16 protein-coding genes are annotated in these 20,664 nt (G+C 46.9%); 10 read left to right on the plus strand and 6 right to left on the minus strand.

Annotation, left to right across the window (positions count from 1 at the left end; all coding sequences use genetic code 11):
• Positions 1-267 precede the first annotated feature (267 nt).
• The 7 genes from BF9343_RS07320 to BF9343_RS07350 all read left to right on the plus strand — a co-directional run bounded on the left by BF9343_RS07320 (position 268) and on the right by BF9343_RS07350 (position 8,010).
• Complete coding sequence (locus BF9343_RS07320) at positions 268-1,461, plus strand: hypothetical protein (protein ID WP_005786395.1); 1,194 nt, start codon at positions 268-270, stop codon at positions 1,459-1,461.
• 164 nt (positions 1,462-1,625) lie between these two features.
• Positions 1,626-3,101: a capsule assembly Wzi family protein gene (locus BF9343_RS07325; RefSeq protein WP_005786397.1), complete on the plus strand. Its 1,476-nt coding sequence runs from the start codon at positions 1,626-1,628 to the stop codon at positions 3,099-3,101.
• Positions 3,098-3,481 (plus strand): lipocalin-like domain-containing protein, encoded by a 384-nt coding sequence (locus BF9343_RS07330; protein ID WP_005786398.1) that lies wholly within the window; start codon positions 3,098-3,100, stop codon positions 3,479-3,481. The genes BF9343_RS07325 and BF9343_RS07330 overlap by 4 nt, the downstream gene beginning before the upstream one ends.
• 141 nt (positions 3,482-3,622) lie before the next feature.
• On the plus strand, positions 3,623-4,453 hold the full coding sequence (locus BF9343_RS07335; protein ID WP_010992591.1) for a DUF3805 domain-containing protein: 831 nt from the start codon (positions 3,623-3,625) through the stop codon (positions 4,451-4,453).
• 25 nt (positions 4,454-4,478) lie between these two features.
• Positions 4,479-6,344 carry an ABC-F family ATP-binding cassette domain-containing protein gene (locus tag BF9343_RS07340; protein ID WP_010992592.1) on the plus strand — a complete coding sequence of 622 codons (1,866 nt, stop codon included), beginning with the start codon at positions 4,479-4,481 and terminating at the stop codon, positions 6,342-6,344.
• Complete coding sequence (locus BF9343_RS07345; RefSeq protein WP_005786401.1) at positions 6,341-7,174, plus strand: histidinol-phosphatase; 834 nt, start codon at positions 6,341-6,343, stop codon at positions 7,172-7,174. The genes BF9343_RS07340 and BF9343_RS07345 overlap by 4 nt, the downstream gene beginning before the upstream one ends.
• Before the next feature lie 11 nt (positions 7,175-7,185).
• On the plus strand, positions 7,186-8,010 hold the full coding sequence (locus BF9343_RS07350) for a glycoside hydrolase family 16 protein (protein ID WP_005786402.1): 825 nt from the start codon (positions 7,186-7,188) through the stop codon (positions 8,008-8,010).
• Positions 8,011-8,024: 14 nt separating this feature from the next.
• Here BF9343_RS07350 and BF9343_RS07355 read toward each other — a convergent pair whose 3' ends face one another.
• Positions 8,025-10,049 carry a polysaccharide lyase 8 family protein gene (locus BF9343_RS07355; RefSeq protein WP_010992593.1) on the minus strand — a complete coding sequence of 675 codons (2,025 nt, stop codon included), beginning with the start codon at positions 10,047-10,049 and terminating at the stop codon, positions 8,025-8,027.
• An 83-nt stretch (positions 10,050-10,132) separates the two neighbouring features.
• On the minus strand, positions 10,133-11,368 hold the full coding sequence (locus BF9343_RS07360) for a fucose isomerase (protein WP_005795164.1): 1,236 nt from the start codon (positions 11,366-11,368) through the stop codon (positions 10,133-10,135).
• Positions 11,369-11,538: 170 nt separating this feature from the next.
• On the opposite strand from BF9343_RS07360, the gene BF9343_RS07365 reads away from it, so the two are divergent.
• Both BF9343_RS07365 and BF9343_RS07370 read left to right on the plus strand, forming a co-directional pair.
• A complete protein-coding gene (locus BF9343_RS07365) occupies positions 11,539-12,738 on the plus strand; it encodes a pyridoxal phosphate-dependent aminotransferase (RefSeq protein ID WP_005776370.1) in 1,200 nt (399 codons plus the stop codon).
• Between the two features lie 72 nt (positions 12,739-12,810).
• Positions 12,811-14,055: an ABC transporter permease gene (locus tag BF9343_RS07370; protein ID WP_008768269.1), complete on the plus strand. Its 1,245-nt coding sequence runs from the start codon at positions 12,811-12,813 to the stop codon at positions 14,053-14,055.
• A gap of 5 nt (positions 14,056-14,060) precedes the next feature.
• On the opposite strand, the gene BF9343_RS07375 is transcribed toward BF9343_RS07370, so the two are convergent.
• The 4 genes from BF9343_RS07375 to BF9343_RS07390 form a co-directional block, all read right to left on the minus strand.
• Positions 14,061-15,233, minus strand: coding sequence for a glycosyltransferase family 2 protein (locus BF9343_RS07375; protein WP_010992594.1), 1,173 nt, complete (start codon positions 15,231-15,233; stop codon positions 14,061-14,063).
• 70 nt (positions 15,234-15,303) lie between these two features.
• Positions 15,304-16,302: an AI-2E family transporter gene (locus BF9343_RS07380; protein WP_005786407.1), complete on the minus strand. Its 999-nt coding sequence runs from the start codon at positions 16,300-16,302 to the stop codon at positions 15,304-15,306.
• Between the two features lie 68 nt (positions 16,303-16,370).
• Complete coding sequence (locus BF9343_RS07385) at positions 16,371-17,621, minus strand: sensor histidine kinase (RefSeq protein WP_010992595.1); 1,251 nt, start codon at positions 17,619-17,621, stop codon at positions 16,371-16,373.
• Positions 17,622-17,626: 5 nt separating this feature from the next.
• Positions 17,627-18,964 (minus strand): sigma-54-dependent transcriptional regulator, encoded by a 1,338-nt coding sequence (locus BF9343_RS07390; RefSeq protein WP_010992596.1) that lies wholly within the window; start codon positions 18,962-18,964, stop codon positions 17,627-17,629.
• 280 nt (positions 18,965-19,244) lie between these two features.
• On the opposite strand from BF9343_RS07390, the gene BF9343_RS07395 reads away from it, so the two are divergent.
• Positions 19,245-20,564: a TolC family protein gene (locus tag BF9343_RS07395; RefSeq protein WP_005786410.1), complete on the plus strand. Its 1,320-nt coding sequence runs from the start codon at positions 19,245-19,247 to the stop codon at positions 20,562-20,564.
• The last annotated feature ends 100 nt before the right edge of the window (positions 20,565-20,664 follow it).

Below are 20,664 nucleotides of genomic sequence, written 5' to 3' on the forward strand. Positions count from 1 at the left end.
TTTCTTTTCTTTTGCAAAGATGGAGGCTTTTTGTTACGAGGGGATGAAACACGTATTACGATTCGATTACATTTCCATCCCGTCTGCAACCCTCTGTAGGCATGATTCCGTTGGTTCTAAACCGACCGGACCTACCTTTTAAACCAATGCCCTTTGGGTTTAAAACCAACGGGGCTTTGCTTTCAAACCAACAATCCCGAGGTTCGGGAGACACTTTATCAACAAAAATGTTGTATCTTTGTTATGTCAATAAATTGAAATATCAAAATGATTAAGATAGATTTCAAGCAACGCAAACGTGAGGTGCTTTGGACGGTTGTCGCTTTGTTCTTTATAGCTATAGGAGTGTCTGTGTTCAAGTTCTCTTCCGCAACTTCCGGCTTTGAGATAACTGACGAGCTGGGAGGAAATATTTTTCCTTCTGCCATTCTCTCGGTGGCTACGACCGATGCCCAGGTCATTCAACCGGCCGACTCCATATATCTGGGTAACCCCAAGTCGTGCATTGCCATAAAAGTAAAATCACGTTCGGCTTATAGCCGTGTGCGGATCGATGTTGCGGAAACACCATTCTTTTCACGTTCGGTGTCGGAGTTCGTGCTCAATAAGCCTCGTACGGAATATACCATTTATCCCGATATCATTTGGAACTACGAAGCGTTGAAAAACAATAACCAGGCGGAACCCATCAGTGTGGCCGTTACGGTAGAGATGAATGGGGAAGATCTGGGACAGCGTGTACGCACTTTTTCTGTACGGAGTGTCAACGAGTGTCTGTTGGGGTATGTGACTAATGGCACAAAATTTCACGATACGGGGATTTTCTTTGCCGCATATGTCAACGAAGAGAATCCGATGATCGACCAGTTGCTTCGCGAAGCATTGAACACACGGATAGTCAATCGCTTCCTGGGCTATCAGAATCCGGCTCCCGGAGCTGTGGATAAACAGGTATATGCATTATGGAATGTTTTGCAGAAACGTAAATTCCGTTACAGTTCGGTGTCCAACACCAGTCTGTCCAGCAATGTGGTTTATTCTCAGCGTGTACGTACGTTTGATGACGCATTGGAGTCATCACAGATCAACTGTGTGGACGGCAGTGTCCTGTTTGCTTCCTTGCTCCGTGCCATCAATATCGAACCGATTCTGGTACGTACTCCCGGTCACATGTTTGTGGGATACTACACCGACAATTCACATAAGGATATGAATTTTCTGGAAACAACGATGATAGGTGATGTCGATCTGGACGACTTCTTCCCTGATGAACAACTGGACTCCACTATGGTAGGCAAGTCACAGAATCAAATGTCCCTGCTCACCTTTGAGAAGTCGAAACAATATGCCAATAAGAAGTATAAGGAAAACGAGAAAGGCATTCATTCCGGCAAGCTGAACTATATGTTCCTGGAGATTTCGAAAGATGTACGCCGGAAGATACAGCCGATAGGAAAGTGATCTGGAGACGCCAAAGTAAAACGAAGGCGGGGACTTACTTAAAAAACGATTCGTACGGTTCGTAGCTAAATAATCCTAATAAAACTCTAATATATAGATTAGTTTCATGTCTTTGTTGTACTTTTGCCGTTCAATATTTGGATGTATTCCAAACACACGTTAGAATGAAACGAAGAAACTATTTCATATTCAGCTGTTTGATGCTGATGGCTCCTGCGGCTGTGCAGGCGCAATTTGACAAAGGCCTAAACTATAAGATTGAAACCAGTGCAACCGTAAGTGGTGGGCACAACACGCCTTTTTGGCTCGTGGCAAATAAGCACGGGCTTTCGTCTATTCGAAAAAACAATGCTTATTTGGATGCAGGTATCTTTCGGGATTTGGAGAAGGATAAAAAGTTCTCTTATGCCTTTGGGTTGGAAATGGTGGGTGCAAGTCGCTTCACTTCTAAATTCTTCATCCAACAGGCTTATGTGGATTTGCGTTATCGGGGGATGGAAATAAGTGTCGGCAGTAAGGAGCGTGGCAACGAAATGAAAAATGATCAGTTGAGCTCCGGTAGTATGACTTTTTCTACCAATGCCCGTCCTATTCCGCAAGTTCGGGTTTCTATACCCGAGTATATTCCTTTTCCGTGGACCAAAAACTGGTTGCATATCAAGGGACACGTGGCTTATGGGATGTTTACGGATGAAAAGTTCCAAGAGCGTTTCACTGCCGGGCGTTCTAAATATACGAAAGAGACTCTGTTTCATTCGAAAGCAGCTTTCCTGAAGGTGGAGAATTTGCAGAAGTCACCTGTTTCGGTGGAATTGGGTATCGAGATGGCAGCTCAGTTTGGAGGCGATTGCTATTATCCGGACGGGACGGTATTGCGTACACCGGACAGTTGGAAAGACTTTTTCCGTATTTTCTTTCCAAGCAACGGAGACAGTGGAGCTTCGGAGAGCGACCAGATCAATATTCTGGGAAATCACGTCGGAAGTTACAGTGCCGCTGTGGGATATCATTTTCCGACCTGGAAAATAAAGGCTTACTGGGAGCACTTTTTTGAAGACCGCTCGGGAATGACACTGACTTATGGTATGTGGAGAGATTGTCTGGCCGGATTAGAGGTGACGTTGCCGGAGAATCCTTTTGTGAAAACGATTGTCGGAGAGTTTTTGTATACGAAACACCAATCGGGAGCTTTCCATTACTTTGCTACTCCGGCCATTGATCATTCGTTTACCGGAGCTGATAATTATTATAATAATTCGCAGTATGCCGGTTGGGAACATTGGGGACAGGGTATTGGTAATCCGTTGGTTACCTCACCTATATATAATAAGGATGGAAACCTGGCTTTTGAGAGTAACCGTGTGAAAGGATTCCATATCGGTTTGAATGGCAGTCCTACCTCAGAGATAGATTACCGCATTCTGGTAAGTGTTGCTAAGCATTGGGGAACTTACGGTAGTCCGTACCGGAATATCAGAAGAAACCAGAACGGGTTGTTAGAAGTGACTTATAAACCCGAACAGATTCGGGGATGGAGTTTCACGCTGGCCGGTGCGGTAGACGGTGGCAATATGTTAGGAGAAAGTTGGGGAGGTATGCTCACCATTCGTAAAACAGGTTTAATTGGTAAGAAGAAATGAAAAAAGGAATCCTATTGTTGTTTGTCGTCCTGATGGGTTTCACGTCGTGTGGAAAGAAATTCGGGCATCGCTATCTGGATGGAATGTGGCAGATGCAACGTATAGAATATAAAGATGGTAATATCGATACTCCACTGGACACTTATTTCAGTTTTCAGATGGATATCATCCACTTGAGGAAGTTGGGTAATAGTGAGTTCTATGGAAAATATGTCTACGAGAACGACTCCATGCACATACAAGTACTCGACGCTACGGCGGAACAGATGAAAGTTTTCGGCATGGATGGCCGGGTACAGGACTTTGCCGTAGAGAAGCTGAACAGTAACAAATTGGTTCTTCAGTCGGACTATGCCCGGTTGGAATTCAGAAAATATTGAGGACGCTAAAAAGCTGTCTTCATTCATAGATGATGATTGGAACAGCCGGTTCGTGAGAATCGGCTGTTTTTTTATGCTATTTTTTGCATATCAGCGATGGGATTGTTACTTTTGTAAGGTTATCAACATTCAGAAAGCAATATGATACAAGGCAAGAAATTTATCTCCCCGGGGACATGGTTCTCAATGATATATCCGTCAGACTGGAGCGAATTTGAAGACGGCGAAGGCTCCTTCCTTTTTTATAATCCCGAACATTGGACGGGTAATTTCCGTATATCAGCCTATAAAGAAGATGCTGCCGCACCTGGCGGTATGAATTATGGAAAGGATTCCGTCCGTCAGGAACTGAAAGAAAACCCTTCGGCCTCCCTGGTGAAGGTGGGACATCTGGAATGTGCCTACAGCAAGGAGATGTTTGAGGAAGAAGGTATCTATTACACCAGCCATCTCTGGGTGACAGGCATTGACAATGTTGCTTTCGAATGTTCGTTTACCGTACCGAAAGGAGAACATGTGGATGAGGCGGAAAAGATTATATCCAGCCTTGAGATCCGTAAAGACGGGCAAAAGTATCCTGCGGAAATCATTCCTATTCGCCTTTCTGAGATTTATCAGGTGAACGAAGCCTACGAGTGGGTGACAGATACGGTGAAAACGCAATTGAAAAAAGACTTTCAGGGACTGGAAGAAGACCTGCAAAAGATACAGGATGTGATTGACAGTGGCGTTCTCTCTCCTAAGAAAAAAGAACCCTGGCTGGCGTTCGGTATCGCCATCTGTACGATTCTGGCTAATGAAGTGGAGGGTATGGAATGGATGACGCTGGTTGACGGTAACCGTGAAGTGCCGGTGTTGCGGTATGAAGGTTCGGAACAGTTGATTGATCCGATGAAATTGCTGTGGAGCCGGGTGAGAGCCGGAGAAACCTGCGAAGTGGCAGAGGCATATAAGCAGGCGCTGATACACTAACCACCTATTATCACATTCGATTATTATGACCCCTTATTTACAAGTAGATAATCTTACCAAATCTTTTGGCGATTTGGTTCTTTTCGAAAATATTTCCTTCGGTATTGCCGAAGGCCAGCGTATCGGCTTGATCGCTAAAAACGGTACGGGTAAAACCACCTTATTAAATATACTCTCCGGAAAGGAGGGATATGATAGCGGCAATATTGTGTTCCGCCGTGACCTCCGGGTTGATTATTTGGAACAAGATCCGCAATATCCTGAAGAATTGACCGTGTTGGAAGCCTGCTTTCACCATGGTAACAGTACCGTGGAGTTGATAAAGGAGTACGAACGGTGCATGGAAACCGAAGGACATCCGGGACTGGATGACCTGCTGGTACGTATGGACCATGAAAAGGCCTGGGAGTATGAACAGAAGGCTAAACAGATACTTTCGCAACTCAAGATACGGAACTTTGACCAACAGGTGAAGCATCTCTCCGGAGGACAGCTTAAGAGGGTAGCTTTGGCCAATGCTTTGATTACCGAACCGGATTTGCTGATTTTGGACGAGCCTACCAACCATCTGGATCTCAACATGACCGAATGGCTGGAAGAGTATCTTCGCCGTACGAACCTCAGTCTGCTGATGGTGACGCATGACCGTTACTTTCTCGACCGTGTCTGTTCCGAAATCATCGAGATAGACAACCGCCAGGTTTATCAATACAAAGGAAATTACAGTTATTATCTGGAGAAACGCCAGGAACGCATCGAAGCGAAATCGGTCGAGATAGAGCGTGCGAACAATTTATATCGTACCGAGTTGGACTGGATGCGTCGTATGCCTCAGGCACGCGGACACAAAGCCCGGTATCGCGAAGATGCTTTTTATGAACTGGAGAAAGTTGCCAAACAACGATTTAACAATGACAATGTGAAGCTGGAAGTGAAAGCTTCTTATATTGGCAGCAAGATATTCGAGGCTGATCATCTCTATAAGAGCTTTGGTGACCTGAAGATATTGGAAGATTTCTCTTACATCTTCGCCCGTTATGAAAAGATGGGAATTGTGGGGAATAACGGTACGGGGAAGTCTACTTTTATAAAAATATTGATGGGACAGGTGCAGCCTGACAGTGGTACACTGGATATTGGAGAGACCGTACGTTTCGGATACTATTCGCAGGACGGATTACAGTTTGACGAGCAGATGAAAGTCATTGACGTTGTGCAGGATATCGCCGAGGTCATTGAGTTGGGTAACGGCAAGAAGCTAACGGCTTCCCAGTTTCTGCAACACTTCTTATTTACTCCCGAAACTCAACATAGTTATGTATACAAATTGAGTGGGGGAGAACGCCGTCGACTTTATCTCTGTACCGTGCTGATGCGTAACCCGAACTTCCTGGTACTTGACGAGCCGACGAATGATCTCGATATTATTACCTTGAATGTGTTGGAGGAATATTTGCAGAACTTCAAGGGATGTGTCATTGTCGTTTCGCACGACCGCTACTTTATGGATAAAGTGGTCGACCACCTGTTGGTATTCAACGGACAGGGAGATATTCGTGACTTTCCCGGTAATTACAGCGATTATCGTGACTGGAAAGAAGCCAAATCCCAAAAGGAAAAGGAGGCGGAGAAACCACAGGAAGAAAAAACAGCCCGTGTCCGCCTGAACGAGAAGCGCAAGATGAGTTTCAAAGAGAAACGGGAATTCGAACAACTGGAAAAGGAAATAGCCGAGCTGGAAACAGAGAAACTACAGATAGAAGAACTGCTCTGCAGTGGTACGCTTTCGGTAGACGAACTGACGGAAAAATCGAAGCGATTGCCCGAGGTAAACGATCTGATAGACGAGAAAACCATGCGTTGGCTTGAACTTAGCGAAATAGAATCATGAACCTGACCAATTATCATAGTCATACCCTCTATTGTGACGGCCGTGCCGGCATGGAGGATTTTATCCGTTTTGCCATCAGCCGGGGATTTACGTCCTATGGTATTTCTTCGCATGCCCCTCTGCCGTTTCCGACTCATTGGACGATGGAATGGGATCGTATGGACGACTATCTGGATGAATTTACCCGGATGAAAGAGAAATATGCTTCGGAAATCGAACTGGCTGTCGGGCTGGAAATAGATTACCTGAACGAAGACAGTAATCCTTCCGTCCGGCGTTTCCAAGAGTTGCCGCTCGACTACCGTATCGGTTCGGTACATCTGCTTTACAATGACCGGGATGAAGTAGTGGATATCGATGTATGTGCAGAGGTGTTCCGGGATATCGTCGATCAGCATTTCGGCGGTGACCTCGACCGTGTGATTCATCTGTATTATGACCGTCTGCTACGAATGGTCGAACTGGGAGGCTTTGATATTCTGGGACACGCCGATAAGATGCATCACAATGCAGCCTGTTACCGCCCCGGTCTGTTGGACGAGTCTTGGTACGATGCATTGATACACGACTATTTCTCCGCTGTTGCAGCCAAAGGATATATTGTAGAGATCAATACAAAAGCTTTGCATCATTTGAATACTTTCTTCCCGAACGAACGGTATTTCCCGTTGCTGAAGGAGTTGGGAGTTCGTGTACAGGTGAACAGTGATTCGCATTATCCCGAACGGATCAATAGCGGACGTCCCGAGGCATTAGCCGCGTTGCAGAAAGCAGGCTTTGAAACAGTGACCGAATGGCACGGGGGGAAATGGATAGAGATGCCACTTTAAACCAATATATCATGAAACACAAAAACTTATTGTTAGCTTTGCCGTTTGCTTTCTTTGTATTTGCCGGCATATCATTGTCCTCTTGTAAAGACACTCCTGTCCGTAAACTTTATAAAAGTGATATAGACTGGAAACTTACCTGGCAGGACGAGTTCGATAAAGACGGTGCACCCGATCCCGAAAAATGGGTATTCTCTCCCTGGCACCCTTTCTGTCGGGATAATAACTTTGTCACCTTTGTAAAAGACGGCAAGCTCGTCTTGCGTGCTTTGCCCAATAACGATCCGAATGACACGATCCGCTATATGGCCGGCTGTGTGGAGACTTTGGGCAAAAAAGATTTTTTGTACGGGCGCTTTGAAGTATGTGCCAAATTGGGCAGTGCTAAAGGTTCCTGGCCTGCCATCTGGTTAAAACCAACCGATTCGACCACATACGGGGCATGGCCTAAATGTGGAGAGATCGATATTATGGAGCAGCTGAATAAGGATACATTTGTCTACCACACCATGCATACGGAATATATTAAGGTATTAGGGCATAAAACAGATCCGGATTATTACACCACTGCGTCCTATAATCCGCATGAATTTAATGTGTTCGGCATGGAATGGACACCGGACAAAATAGATATGTTTATCAACGATTCCCTGACCTTCAGTTATCCCCGTATTCAAGAAGAAGGTTCTGTGCAATGGCCTTTTGACGTTCCGTTCTTCCTCTTGCTCAACCAGATACTCGGAGGATGGGCAGGCGAGATAGACGACACTGAACTTCCCGTACAGATGGAGGTAGACTGGGTGCGTTATTACGAATTACCGGAAAATAAAAAATAGACTGTAAGAAGGCTTTATTGTATGCCTTTTTTCGGGAAAACAGCTTGGGACACCGGGGCTCCGTCTGCACGATACAGATAGGTTCCCGGTGTTTTTATACATATCTCTTTATTGCCGGACAGTCTGATGGTTGCAGTCTGCCAGGCGGCAATGTAATACATTCCACCGGTAAAAGCCACCTGTGCCTCTTCATCATTTCGCAAGATCTGTATCCTCGAAGTATCGAATGTGGCTGTCTTCTCCTGAGTAGAGCCCGGAAGAAGTAGGTACCGATAGCTGGCAGGGGCTCCGGGCGAATGTTTTATGTAAATAGAGAAGATATTACTTTCCAGCATTTTTGGAGCATACATTCCCATAAAGTCATGCCATTGTCCTTTCTTCTTTTCTGTTTGTACCGGACAAAGTTCGTCTTGCAGGAGGATATATCCGGTGTTATCATGAAAATACCGGCGGTTTCCTTCCGACCATACTTCTCCTTTCTTAAAACGCTGGTCGATGGAGGTGATCAGTGTGGCTGTGCTGTCTGTGTGGATATTGCTGCCCAGGCACAGGATAAATTCATCGGTAAATATCCATACTTTGTTTGCAGACAGTCCGTTACGGTTCAGGTGCATGGCTGTGATTCCATGTTTCCCATCCGTTGTTCCGCCTACGAGATTGGTTTGATTGCGTGAATCCGCTCCGCTTTCTGTTGGAATAGGAGCGTCACTTTCGTAGGTTGTAATACCGGGTATCCGCCGCCAGTCCCAGAAAGGAAAAATATTGTGGTATTCATCACCACGAATGTATGTATAGATAGCTCCGTCTGCCATATAATAGCCTTTCAGGTTATCTTCATTTACCAGCTCCGTCCCGATCACCCTGTCGGATGCCATGCGTACGGATGCCATCCAATGGGGGGTGCGGTGGATGGTGAGGTCCGAATCTCCGAAGAACTTGTTTCCGGTAAACTCATTGTTCGTATCCGGATGGAGGAAGTTGCGTGCAATCAACTCTTTTATCTCCCGCGCTTGTTGATCATTGCTTCCTTTCATCAAAGAACAGGCTGCGAAAAGTAAATTGAATGATTTATGAATGTCAGCACTATGGAAGAGTTGTCGGTTCAGTCCGTTCACATCCCAGTACCCTCTCCATACAATCCATTGGTACCCTTTCAGGAGCAGAGATACGAGAATATCCTGCTGCCGACGGTCGAATGCCAGCGGCGTACCGGCAAATAGTTCGGAGTAAAAACTCATATTACAGAGAAAAGAGAGTCCGTAATTGCCGAACTGTTGCTGGGGACCGTGCTGATGAAAACTCCAGTCCGGTTGAATCCCCTCTTTCTGTCCCAGTACGATTTCCGAGCATATATTTTCCCGTGCTTCCTTTATCAGTTCGGTATCGTTCAGAAGTAATCCCCGGATCAGTACGTTGCCTGCCAGCCATACTTTATTTTGTCCGGTCATGCCAAACTGTGATTGTTCCATCACCCGGATGGCCTCTTGTTTTTCTTTCTCCGTCATTTCGGTTTCGAAAAGGAGGAAGGCCGGACCCAAGGTGCGGGGAATACCTATCTGATTGTACCACCAGTTTTTGCAGACCGGCTTTTGGACGAACCAGTACTTCATAGCCTGATGGATGATGCTGACTACTGCGGAAATCTCCTGTGCAGATACGTTCTCTTGTTCACGGGCATAGTATTTGGTCAGTTTCAGTATTCGTTCGGCATGTTGTTTCGGTTCCCATCCCGAGCGTTTTGTGTCAGCGTAATTAATATCCGGCCATGAACCGTCTCCCCGGATCGTGCTGATCAGGCGATGTATCTCCTCCTGTCGGATGGGATAAAGTTGTTGTAGTTCGATAACGTTCTGGTCGGAAACCTCTTTTTCGGGAGGAATCTTCGACAATAATTGTAAATAGGGTTGTTTCTCTTCATCCATCCCGATTATAGACCGGATGTAGTTCTGCTTGATACGTTCATTCTCTTTGTCGGTTTGTGCAGAAAGGCAGGAAAAGATCGTGCAGATAAATAGCACGAACAGGGAGATTCTTTTCATATATCGAGTGTGTTTTTCATTGTATATATTAATAGGGCCGAACGAATCAGAAAAAGTTTCTGACCCGTTCAGTCTCTGTGTGGCTATTCTGTACGTTTACAAGAGTTTGCCATTAGGAATTCATTCAGGGAGTTTTCATAATTGCCTTGTAACAGGATATGGTGATTACCCAGTGGGTTTTTCAGGAAATAGTCGGCCGGTGTATTCATCTTTACACGTACTTGTGTACGGCACATATTGATGTAATTGGTGTTTTCGGTCAGAGTTCCGGTAGACAGGTAATATTCGTCCAGGCATTCGCCACCACATTTCACAATGGTGACATCTCCTTCCGGTAGCAGTCCTTGAATACCGATGCCGCTTTCTGTTTCAAAGTGATTACGAATGATGTAACGTTCGGTCTGTTTCATTCCGATTGTGCAATGGGCCAATATAATTTCGTTGTTACGGGCGTTTATCATCGAAGGATTTGCCATGAAACCCACTTTCCCGGTCAGTGCTTTAGCCACTAATAATGTAAATACGGATTGTAAGTCGCCTTCACATCCGGCAATGATCCCTTCGTCGTTCAACATGGCAAGGGCAAGACAGCCTGTAGTGCCTGTACGCTCTATCAGTTTGAAGCAGCTCACTGTCACTGCACTTAGTTTTTCTTCTTTACAGATTCGCTTAATGGCCCGATAGAGACGCATGGCTTTAATCATATCTTCGGGAGTGCCTTCGCGGCAAGCCAGTGCCTGTGAAGCCACAGCGGCACACGAAGCGCCGACTTCGTTATCCTTAATCCGGTCATATACATCATAAATCCGTTCCAACGGGATGTCCAGATACTCGATCCCCCAACGTCGTTTTGCGAGCAGGTAGTCCACATTGCTTGCAATCAACCAGGAAGAGGGAGTGCCGATCACCCCGATGCGGAGTCCTACCAACGAACGCTGCGCCTTGAAATTGGTATATAGTACCTGTATTCTCTGGACGATACTCATAAAGTCCCCGTGGAGGATCTCACTCTTCATGCCCCGGCCGCGCAACCAGGAAGAGATTTCAAGCGCCGCCGCCAAGGAGTTTTGCATTCCGTCGGCCAGAATAATGGCAGGGCGGGGGAGCGATTCAAAGCATTGCATGACCAATCTTTCTACCCCTCCGGTAGCTATGAAGATGATGCTGAAATCATCTTTTGTCAACTGGTGGATGTCCCGGTAATCGACAAACTTCACGGTGAAATATTTTTCCAGTTCACTAAGTACGGCTTCGTGCGAACTACGTATAGTTACCTGCTTATGCAGAATCGATGCAAATGTGATTAGGTTTATGGTCATTATGTTATCGTTTTAGGTTTGTAGTTATACAAATGTATCGTTTTCCGTTGAGATTATCATAACGTTTTTAACCTTGATAAGGTTTTTAAAGTTTTTATGTCTTTGTGTCCGATTTATTATGTACATTTGCCGCTCATATTTATTAATTGACCATTATATAATTAAAGATTATGCCAACCATATCGATTCGCGGAACAGAGATGCCTGCATCTCCTATCAGAAAGCTGGCTCCCCTGGCAGATGCTGCCAAACAGCGGGGAATCCATGTATTTCACCTGAATATCGGACAGCCAGACCTGCCCACTCCTCAGGCCGCGATTGACGCGATACGCAACATCGACCGCAAGGTGCTCGAGTACAGCCCCAGTGCCGGTTATCGTAGCTATCGCGAGAAATTAGTAGGATATTACGAAAAGTTCAATATCAACCTGACGGCAGATGATATTATCATTACTACCGGTGGCTCCGAGGCGGTGCTTTTCTCATTCATGTCGTGCCTCAATCCGGGAGATGAAATCATAGTTCCCGAGCCGGCATACGCCAACTATATGGCTTTTGCCATTTCGGCGGGAGCTAAGATACGTACCATTGCCACGACAATCGAAGAAGGGTTTTCACTTCCGAAAGTAGAGAAGTTCGAAGAACTGATTAACGAGCGTACCAAGGGGATCTTGATTTGTAATCCGAACAATCCGACCGGTTACCTGTATACCCGCCGTGAGATGAACCAGATTCGTGATCTGGTGAAGAAATACGATCTTTTCCTTTTCTCCGACGAAGTCTACCGTGAGTTTATCTATACCGGTTCACCTTATATTTCGGCCTGCCATCTGGAAGGAATTGAAAATAATGTAGTGCTGATAGACTCCGTATCCAAGCGTTATTCCGAATGTGGTATCCGTATCGGTGCCCTGATCACGAAGAACAAAGAGGTGCGTGATGCTGTAATGAAGTTCTGTCAGGCACGTCTGAGTCCCCCTTTGATCGGGCAGATTGCTGCTGAGGCTTCGTTAGATGCTCCCGAAGAATACTCGCGTGAAACCTATGATGAATACGTAGAGCGCCGTAAATGCCTGATTGACGGACTGAACCGTATACCGGGTGTGTATTCTCCTATTCCTATGGGTGCTTTCTATACAGTAGCCAAACTACCGGTCGATGATTCGGATAAGTTTTGTGCATGGTGTCTGTCTGAGTTCGAGTACGAAGGGCAGACTGTGTTTATGGCTCCTGCTTCCGGTTTTTATACTACTCCGGGTTCCGGAAAAAATGAAGTCCGCATTGCCTATGTGCTCAAGAAAGAGGACTTGACCCGTGCACTCTTTGTTTTGCAAAAGGCATTGGAGGCTTATCCGGGAAGAACAGAATAATACCTGTACATGTCGTTCACTCATCCACATAATCAAAGCAATTCAGTTTCCTCTTCCGGAGCGAAGGGGAAATTGAGGCTTTCTTATTTTCTTGCCCGTCGGATTTATCGTGATACGGATGGTGGAAAACAAGTTTCCCGTCCTGCCGTTGTGATTGCCATGATTGGTATTGCCATCGGTCTGGCGGTGATGATCATTGCCGTATCCGTTGTGATTGGATTCAAGAGTGAAGTACGCAATAAAGTAATCGGATTCGGTTCGCATATCCAGATCAGTAATTTCGATGCGGTAGGTTCTTACGAGACTCACCCGGTTGTGGTGAATGACAGTATGATGGTCGCACTTTCTGCCCTTCCCGAGGTAAAGCATGTGCAGCGGTACTCCACGAAGCCGGGAATGATTAAGACGGACGATGCTTTTCAGGGGATGGTGCTCAAGGGAGTCGGCCCGGAGTTTGATCCCGCCTTTTTCCGTGATCATCTGATAGAAGGAGAGATCCCGGCTTTCAGTGATACGGCCTCTACCAATCAGGTAGTGATATCGAAAGCAATAGCCGACAGGCTGAAATTGAAGTTGGGAGATAAAATCTATACCTACTTCATTCAGAAAGACGTGCGTGCCCGCCGGCTGACGGTGAAAGGCATCTATCAGACAAACTTTTCCGAATATGATAATCTCTTTCTGCTGACCGATCTGTATCTGGTGAACCGTTTGAATAACTGGGCTCCCGGTCAGGTGAGCGGGGCGGAATTGCAGGTGCGTGATTATGATAAGCTGGAAGATATCACCTATCGGATTGCTACCGATACGGATAATAAGCAAGATATCTACGGAGGTACTTATTATGTTCAAAGCATAGAGCAGATGAATCCCCAGATATTTGCCTGGCTCGATCTGCTCGACCTGAATGTATGGGTGATTCTGATTCTGATGGTCGGCGTAGCCGGTTTCACCATGATTTCCGGGTTACTGATCATCATCCTTGAACGTACACAGATGATCGGCATCTTGAAGGCATTGGGAGCAAATGATTTCACTATCCGTAAAGTATTCCTGTGGTTTTCTGTCTTCCTGATTGGCAAGGGGATGTTGTGGGGCAATGCAATCGGTATCGTTTTCTGTATTTTGCAGTCACAGTTCGGACTGTTCAAGCTCGACCCCGAAACCTACTATGTAAGTATGGTGCCGGTCTCTATGAATATCTGGCTTTTCCTCCTGATCAATGCCGGCACCTTATTGACTTCTGTACTGATGTTGGTCGGACCTTCTTACCTGATAACCAAAATTAATCCGGCCGACTCCATGCGATACGAGTAATGGGGTTATCTGCGCATGAAATCACCTTTTCCGCGATAGAGGCGGTAAAGCTTCAACTTCAAGGTCTGTAACGGACGGATTATGTCAAAAACCGGCAGCGTAAAGTAGTAAGAACGGTTGTCACCCATCTCACCGGCTGTTTTGTTGATGACGTAGGCTTGTACCGAATAGCGGACGAACCACAGTAACAGGGATAACCCGACAACCAACCAGTGGAAGCTGAGGATACCGAATACAATCCCCACCAGGCAAGCGGCATAAAACAGCAGTCGCGTACCGGTTTCCAATCCCAGGAGCCAGCGTTGCGAGCCTTTATAGAACCGGGAAGTTGCCATGTAGCTCACCTTTTCTTCTTTCCAGTCCTTATAGCGTTCCACGGGTTGCATCCGTATCACGGCATCCGGTGAGGTCTCTACCCGGGTGTTGTTTTCATTGGCAACCTGGTTGATGAACAGATCGTCTTCTCCGCGCTGCATATTCAGATGGGTAGAGAATCCCTTGACTTTGAAGAACAACTCCTTCCGGTAGGCCAGATTGCGTCCGATACCCATATACGGTTTACCTGCCAGGGCAAATCCCAGATAGCGGAGCGAGGTGAAAAGCGAGTCGAAAGATGCCCGCTTGTGCAGCCAGCCTTTTCCTCGTTCGTAGCCGCTATATCCCAGTACGATGTCTGTACTCGATGTGAAATTACGCGCCATTCGCCGGAGCCATTGGTTGCTGACCGGAGCACAATCGGCTTCTGTGAATACCAGCCAGTCGTGTTTGCTGGCTTTGATTCCCAGTGTCAATGCCAGTTTTTTCCGGCTGATGTACCGGGCACTGTCCGGAGTAAAACTGTGATACAGGTTGGGATATTCTTCCTCCAATGCCGATAGCAAGTCTTCGCTTTCGTCTGTGGAGCCATCATTAATGACGATTACTTCAAAGTCCGGATAATCCTGTTTCAAGATCGTGGGCAGGTTGCGGCGTAGGTTTTCCGATTCGTTTCGTGCACAGATCACCACAGATAGGGGAGGCAGTTCCCGTCCGAAGTGTACTTCGTCTTTTCCGACAGCGAGGTTGTGGGTGTGTATACGGTTGTACAGTCCGAGATAGTAGATAAGTTGAATGATTAAAAGAACACCTGTAGCCGACAGTAGTATCAGTTCAGTTGTATTGAATGTGAATGCTTCCATTTACTCTTACAAGATTTTTATGTCACAAAAGTACATAATTTTTTCAGAGATTCGTCGATTTGTATCCCTCTTATTTCTTATTGTCCAGATATTCTTTTTTAAACATATCGACAAACAACAAGAACAGCGACAGCACAAGCGGTCCGAAGATGACTCCCATGAATCCGAACAAGGATAATCCGATGACTACGCCGAAGATGGTTATTAGCGGATGGGTGTCTGCCATTTTCTTCTGGAGGATAAACCGTATCAGGTTATCACATTGCGAGACGACAATTCCACCGTAAGCCGCCAGTCCGATGGCGTTTGCCCACTCGCCGGTCAGTGCAAGATAGGCGGCTACCGGAAACCATACCAAGGCTGTCCCCACCATCGGGATGATTGTGGCGAAGCAGGTCAGCACTCCTATCAGCCAGGCATTCGGTGCTCCGAAGATGAAATAACCGATCAGGGCTACCCCTCCCTGAATGACTGCAAGCAAGGGAATGCCAATGGCATTGGAACGGACAATCATATTGATTTCATGGGTTACCTCCCGGGTATTCTTTTCGTTGAAAGGCAGGATGTCGTCGATGTAGGCTTCCATTTTAGTTCCTCCTATCAACATGAAGTACAGTACGAAGACCAATACAAACAGGTTGACGGCAAAACTGCTGATGCCTCCCATCACTGCCTGCCCTATCTTGGGAAGCAGGGAGACGATGAATGAAAGTGTGTCACTGCCCAGCACATCATATCCTGTTTTTGCTTTAATGATTCCCGCTAACTCTTCGACAGGGGTAATGATGGCCTGGGGATCCAGGTTGATATCCTGCAATTTATTGACCAGCATCCATACAATCAGCGAGATGGGAACCAGGAAGCACAGAATGGCTTCTCCTGTGATCAGCAGTGCTGCGAAGCTTCGTTTCATTCGTGCACCGAGATAGATCATCTGTTTGCGTACAAGGATGTAGATAGTGAGTGCCCCCAGTAATCCGCCGAGGAAGGGAGTGATTTGCCGGAACAAGATAATGCCCAGTCCGATAATGATAATAATCAGAGAATATTTCCAATATTTTTCTTTCATAATAAATAAAAAGGAGAATAGAGATTCCTCTCTATTTATAACATTACACCAATTAAAATGTTTCGCTCCTAAGGCAGATCGAGACTGAAAATAGTTTGTCCCGGACGGCTTTCCCGGATGGATAAGTGTCCGTCATGTTGCCGGATGATCTGTTTGCAAAGACTGAGCCCGATTCCGCTTCCTTCCGTTTTCGTTGTGAAGAACGGAATGAAGATCTGTTCCCGTATCTCTTCCGGTATGCCGGGGCCATTGTCTTCTATCTCGACCTGCAGACGGTCTGCCCGCCGTACACGGAGAATGATTCTTCCGTCCGCCTGTCCCTCGAGTGCCTGCATCGCATTTTTCAGCAGATTAAGAAAGACTTGTGACAGTTGATTGGGATCACCATCTGTTTCTATCGGGTCCGGCACGCATTGCAGCATGAACCGGATGCCGCGTTCCCGAAAGTCGCTTTGCAGCAATTCTTCAAGATTGCGGAGCATCTCGGTCAATGCGAAGCGCCTTTTTTCCGGATGGGGGAGATAGGACAGATGCCGGAATGACTCCGTAAACTCCATCAGCCGTTCGCTCTGAGCCTGTATAATCCGTAGTCCGCGGGCCGATTTTTCGTTGATATCCGGACGTTCGGACAAGGTTTGTGAGAGTGAAAGGATCGGTGCGATGGTATTCATGATTTCATGCGTCAGCACATGCGTCAGTTTGCTCCATGATTCGTTCTCCTTATCGCTCAATTCGTCGCCGATGTCTTTGATGGACAAGATGGTGATGGTTTCGCCGTCCAGAATCATCTTTTTCTCCGATATGCTGAGACTCTTGCGGATACCGGTTGCATTCAGCAGTTGTGCCAATTGGGTTTCGGTATAGAGACGGTTGCATTTCAGCAGCGAGAAAGCGGCACTGTTGGCAATAATGATTCTACCTGAGTCGTCCCAGGCAAGCACGCCGCTAGGCACCTCCTCGAGCAGTGATTGATAGAAATGTTCTTGTTTGTGACTTTCGCCTTTGGTGCGGGCAAGGAGGTCGTTAAGCCGGTTGAGGGAGCGGTTCAGCTGTGCCTGCTCTTTGCCGACATTTGCCTCCGGAAAGTAGAGCATATTATCCTTATCCTGCACGGCGTCGAAGAACAGTCTGATTTTCCGGTTAAACGTATTCAACTGCCGGGTCAATGCACCGATCTGGAACAGCGAACAGAGCAGCAGTATACCGCCGATGATGTATCCCGTATGTGACACGACCAACCATAGTCCGGTGCCTGCTGTGACCAGTATCAGCAATACGTGAAACAGTATGATGAAATAGATGCGTTGACTGAATATCATTAGGGTCAGAGTTTGAATCGTTTGAGTTTATTGTATAATGTTTGCCGGCTCACTCCCAATTGTTCGGCTGCGGCAGTCAGGTTACCGTTGTTTTGCAGGATGGCAGTTTCGATGGCCCTCCGCTCCACCTCTTCCAGATTGGGGACAGTGGCGGTTGCCTGCGGTTGCCAGGTCTGTTTCACCAAGATATCTTTGGGGCGGATTACGCTGCCTTCACACAAGATGACCGCTTTTTCGATGGTGTGCTGCAACTCCCTTATATTGCCCGGCCAATGATAACTGCGTAATTTTTCGACAGTCTGCTCGTGTATCCGTATTTCCTGCCGTTGATATTTAGAGGTGAATTTACGTAAGAAGCAGTCGATAAAGAGTAGGATATCATCTCCCCGTTCACGTAGGGGAGGCAGTTCCAGATGAATGGTGTTGATGCGGTAGAACAGGTCTTCGCGAAACATGCCCTGCTTCACCATTTCCGGTATATCTTTGTTCGTTGCCGAAATCAGGCGGATATCGACCGGAATCACTTTGTTACTGCCCAGACGAGTCACATTCCGGCTTTGCAATACGGTGAGGAGCTTGGTTTGGAGTGGGAGAGGGAGGTTGCCCAGTTCGTCCATGAACAGTGAACTGCCGTTGGCCGCTTCGAACTTTCCGGGACGGCTTTCGTGGGCATCGGTGAAAGCTCCCCGTTCGTGTCCGAACAGTTCACTTTCGAACAGCGACTCGCTGATGGCCCCCATATCTACGTTCAGCATCGGACGTGCGCCACGAGGTGAGAGGCGGTGTATCTCCCGTGCCAGTATTTCTTTGCCTGTTCCGTTTTCTCCCGTTATCAGGATGTTGGCGTCCGTGCGTGCCACTTTCGATACCACTTTCATCAGTTGCAACATGGCAGGCGAACGCCCCACCAGCATTTCGAATCCCTCAGCCCTGTCAACTTTTGCAGTATGTTCCGGAGCTTTGCGGCTACGGTAGGCTTCCGTCACCTTGTCGATCAGGGTCTGGTTGTCCCATGGTTTCAGCAGGAAGTCGGCTGCACCGTTTTTAAGTGCTTTAACGGCAAGTTCCACATCTCCGTAAGCTGTCAGCATCACTACGGGTAGGGTGGGAGCCATCTGCCGGATGTGCCCCAACCAGTAAAGTCCCTCGTTGCCATTGTTGATACCCGCCGAGAAGTTCATGTCCAGGATGACTACATCGATGCGGTGCGTTGTCAGCAGGGCGGTGATCTGATTTGGATTCGAAGCTGTCAGTATCTTGCTGAAGTAGTTTTCGAGCAGAAGTTCGAGTGAGGCCAATACTCCTTTGTTATCGTCTACAATCAGAATGGTTCCTGTGTTCATAGCATCTCCTTTTGATTCGCTTCCTTTTTTAAGTTCGTGGTAAAGATATTTGTTTTTGTAACTCCCTGCAAGAGAGTGTCCAATATTTAGACGTTTTCGGATTGAGAATTTATGCCGGAGAAGTATCAGAAAGTATTCCAGTGGGAAACAATCGTCAAGTGTCCAATATCTGTACACGGTGGCGTCCAGATATTGGACACTATTGTATATGGTTGAATTGTATCTATCTGATTATAAGTTGATTGTTACTTTTGGCACAGCGTTTGCATATTAGATTGACATGAAACATTTTATATCATTTTGTACCTTTCTTCTTTTTTCAACTCTCTTGTTTGCACAAGCAGAGAGGTCGCTCGACGAATGTATCCGTATTGCATGGAAACAGAATCCGTCTTTACGGAATAGCGGGATAGATATCAAAGAAGCCCGGATGGATTACATCTCTTCTGTGGCGAGTTTCCTGCCCCGTGTCAGTGTATCGGCCGAAGCCGGACGTAACTTCGGGCGTTCCATCGACCCGAATACCAACGGATATACCAACGATACCTTTGATGAAGGAACCGTCGGGCTGGACATGACCCTTTCGCTCTTTGAGGGTTTCACCCGTATCAATCGGGTACGTTTTGAGAAGATGAACCGCAACCGGAGTGAGTGGGCTTTGAAAGAACGCCGTAACGAACTGGCCTGTCAGGTGACGGATGCCTATTATAAACTTCTGCTTGAAGAGCGGATGCTCGATCTGGCTTTAGAGCAGAGCCGCCTTAGCGAGCGTTATCTCAAACAGACCGAGGCCTTCGTCGAGTTGGGATTGAAGTCGGTTTCTGATTTGCAGGAAGTCAAAGCCCGTCGCGAAGGTGATATTTACCGCTATCAGGCCCGTCAGAATGGTTGTCGTCTGGCATTGCTCCGCTTGAAGCAGCTATTGAATCTGCATGCCGAGGATACGCTGGCCGTACAAGATACTATCAACTACGAACTTCTTTCGGCCTATCCGCTGCCACAAACGGAAGAACTCTATACGCAATCTCTGGTGGCGATGCCTTCGATGCGGATGATGGAACTCAGGCAACGTGCAGCCCGTAAGGAGTATGCCATGGCAGGAGGTAAATTTTCGCCAACCGTCTTTGCCCGCTTTTCAATGGCTTCCCGTTACCTCGATGGTTTTTCTACCAAACAGTTGAACGACAATTTAGGCAAGTATATCGGTATCGGTATTTCCATCCCTCTGCTGAGCGGGCTGGAACGACTGACCACCCTGCGCAAACACAAGTTGAATATATTCCGCCTCCGGAACGAGGAAGAACTGCAAAAGCAACAACTCTATACGGAGGTGGAGCAAACGGTTCTTTCTCTCCGTTCCGGTTATGATGAATTCCGGCAAGTGTTGCAGCAGTTCAGAGCCGAAGAGCTGGTACTGAAAGAATCCGAACGGAAATGGGAAGAGGGGCTTATCTCCGTCTTTCAGTTGATGGAGGCCCGCAATCGCTTCATCTCCTCCAAAGCCGAGTTGGCGCGGGTACGCTTGCAGGTAGATATGACTTTGAAGATGGAAACCTATTATCGCACGGGGAGCTTCTGTACGTTGCCCGGTGAAGAGTGATGGACGAGTTGTACAACTCGTCGTATACCAGTTGCTCAACTCGTCATGTACCAGTTGTACAACTCGTACACCGTTTCTCTACGGCCCGATGATATGACCT

The organism is Bacteroides fragilis NCTC 9343, assembly GCF_000025985.1.
GTDB classification, from domain to species: domain Bacteria; phylum Bacteroidota; class Bacteroidia; order Bacteroidales; family Bacteroidaceae; genus Bacteroides; species Bacteroides fragilis.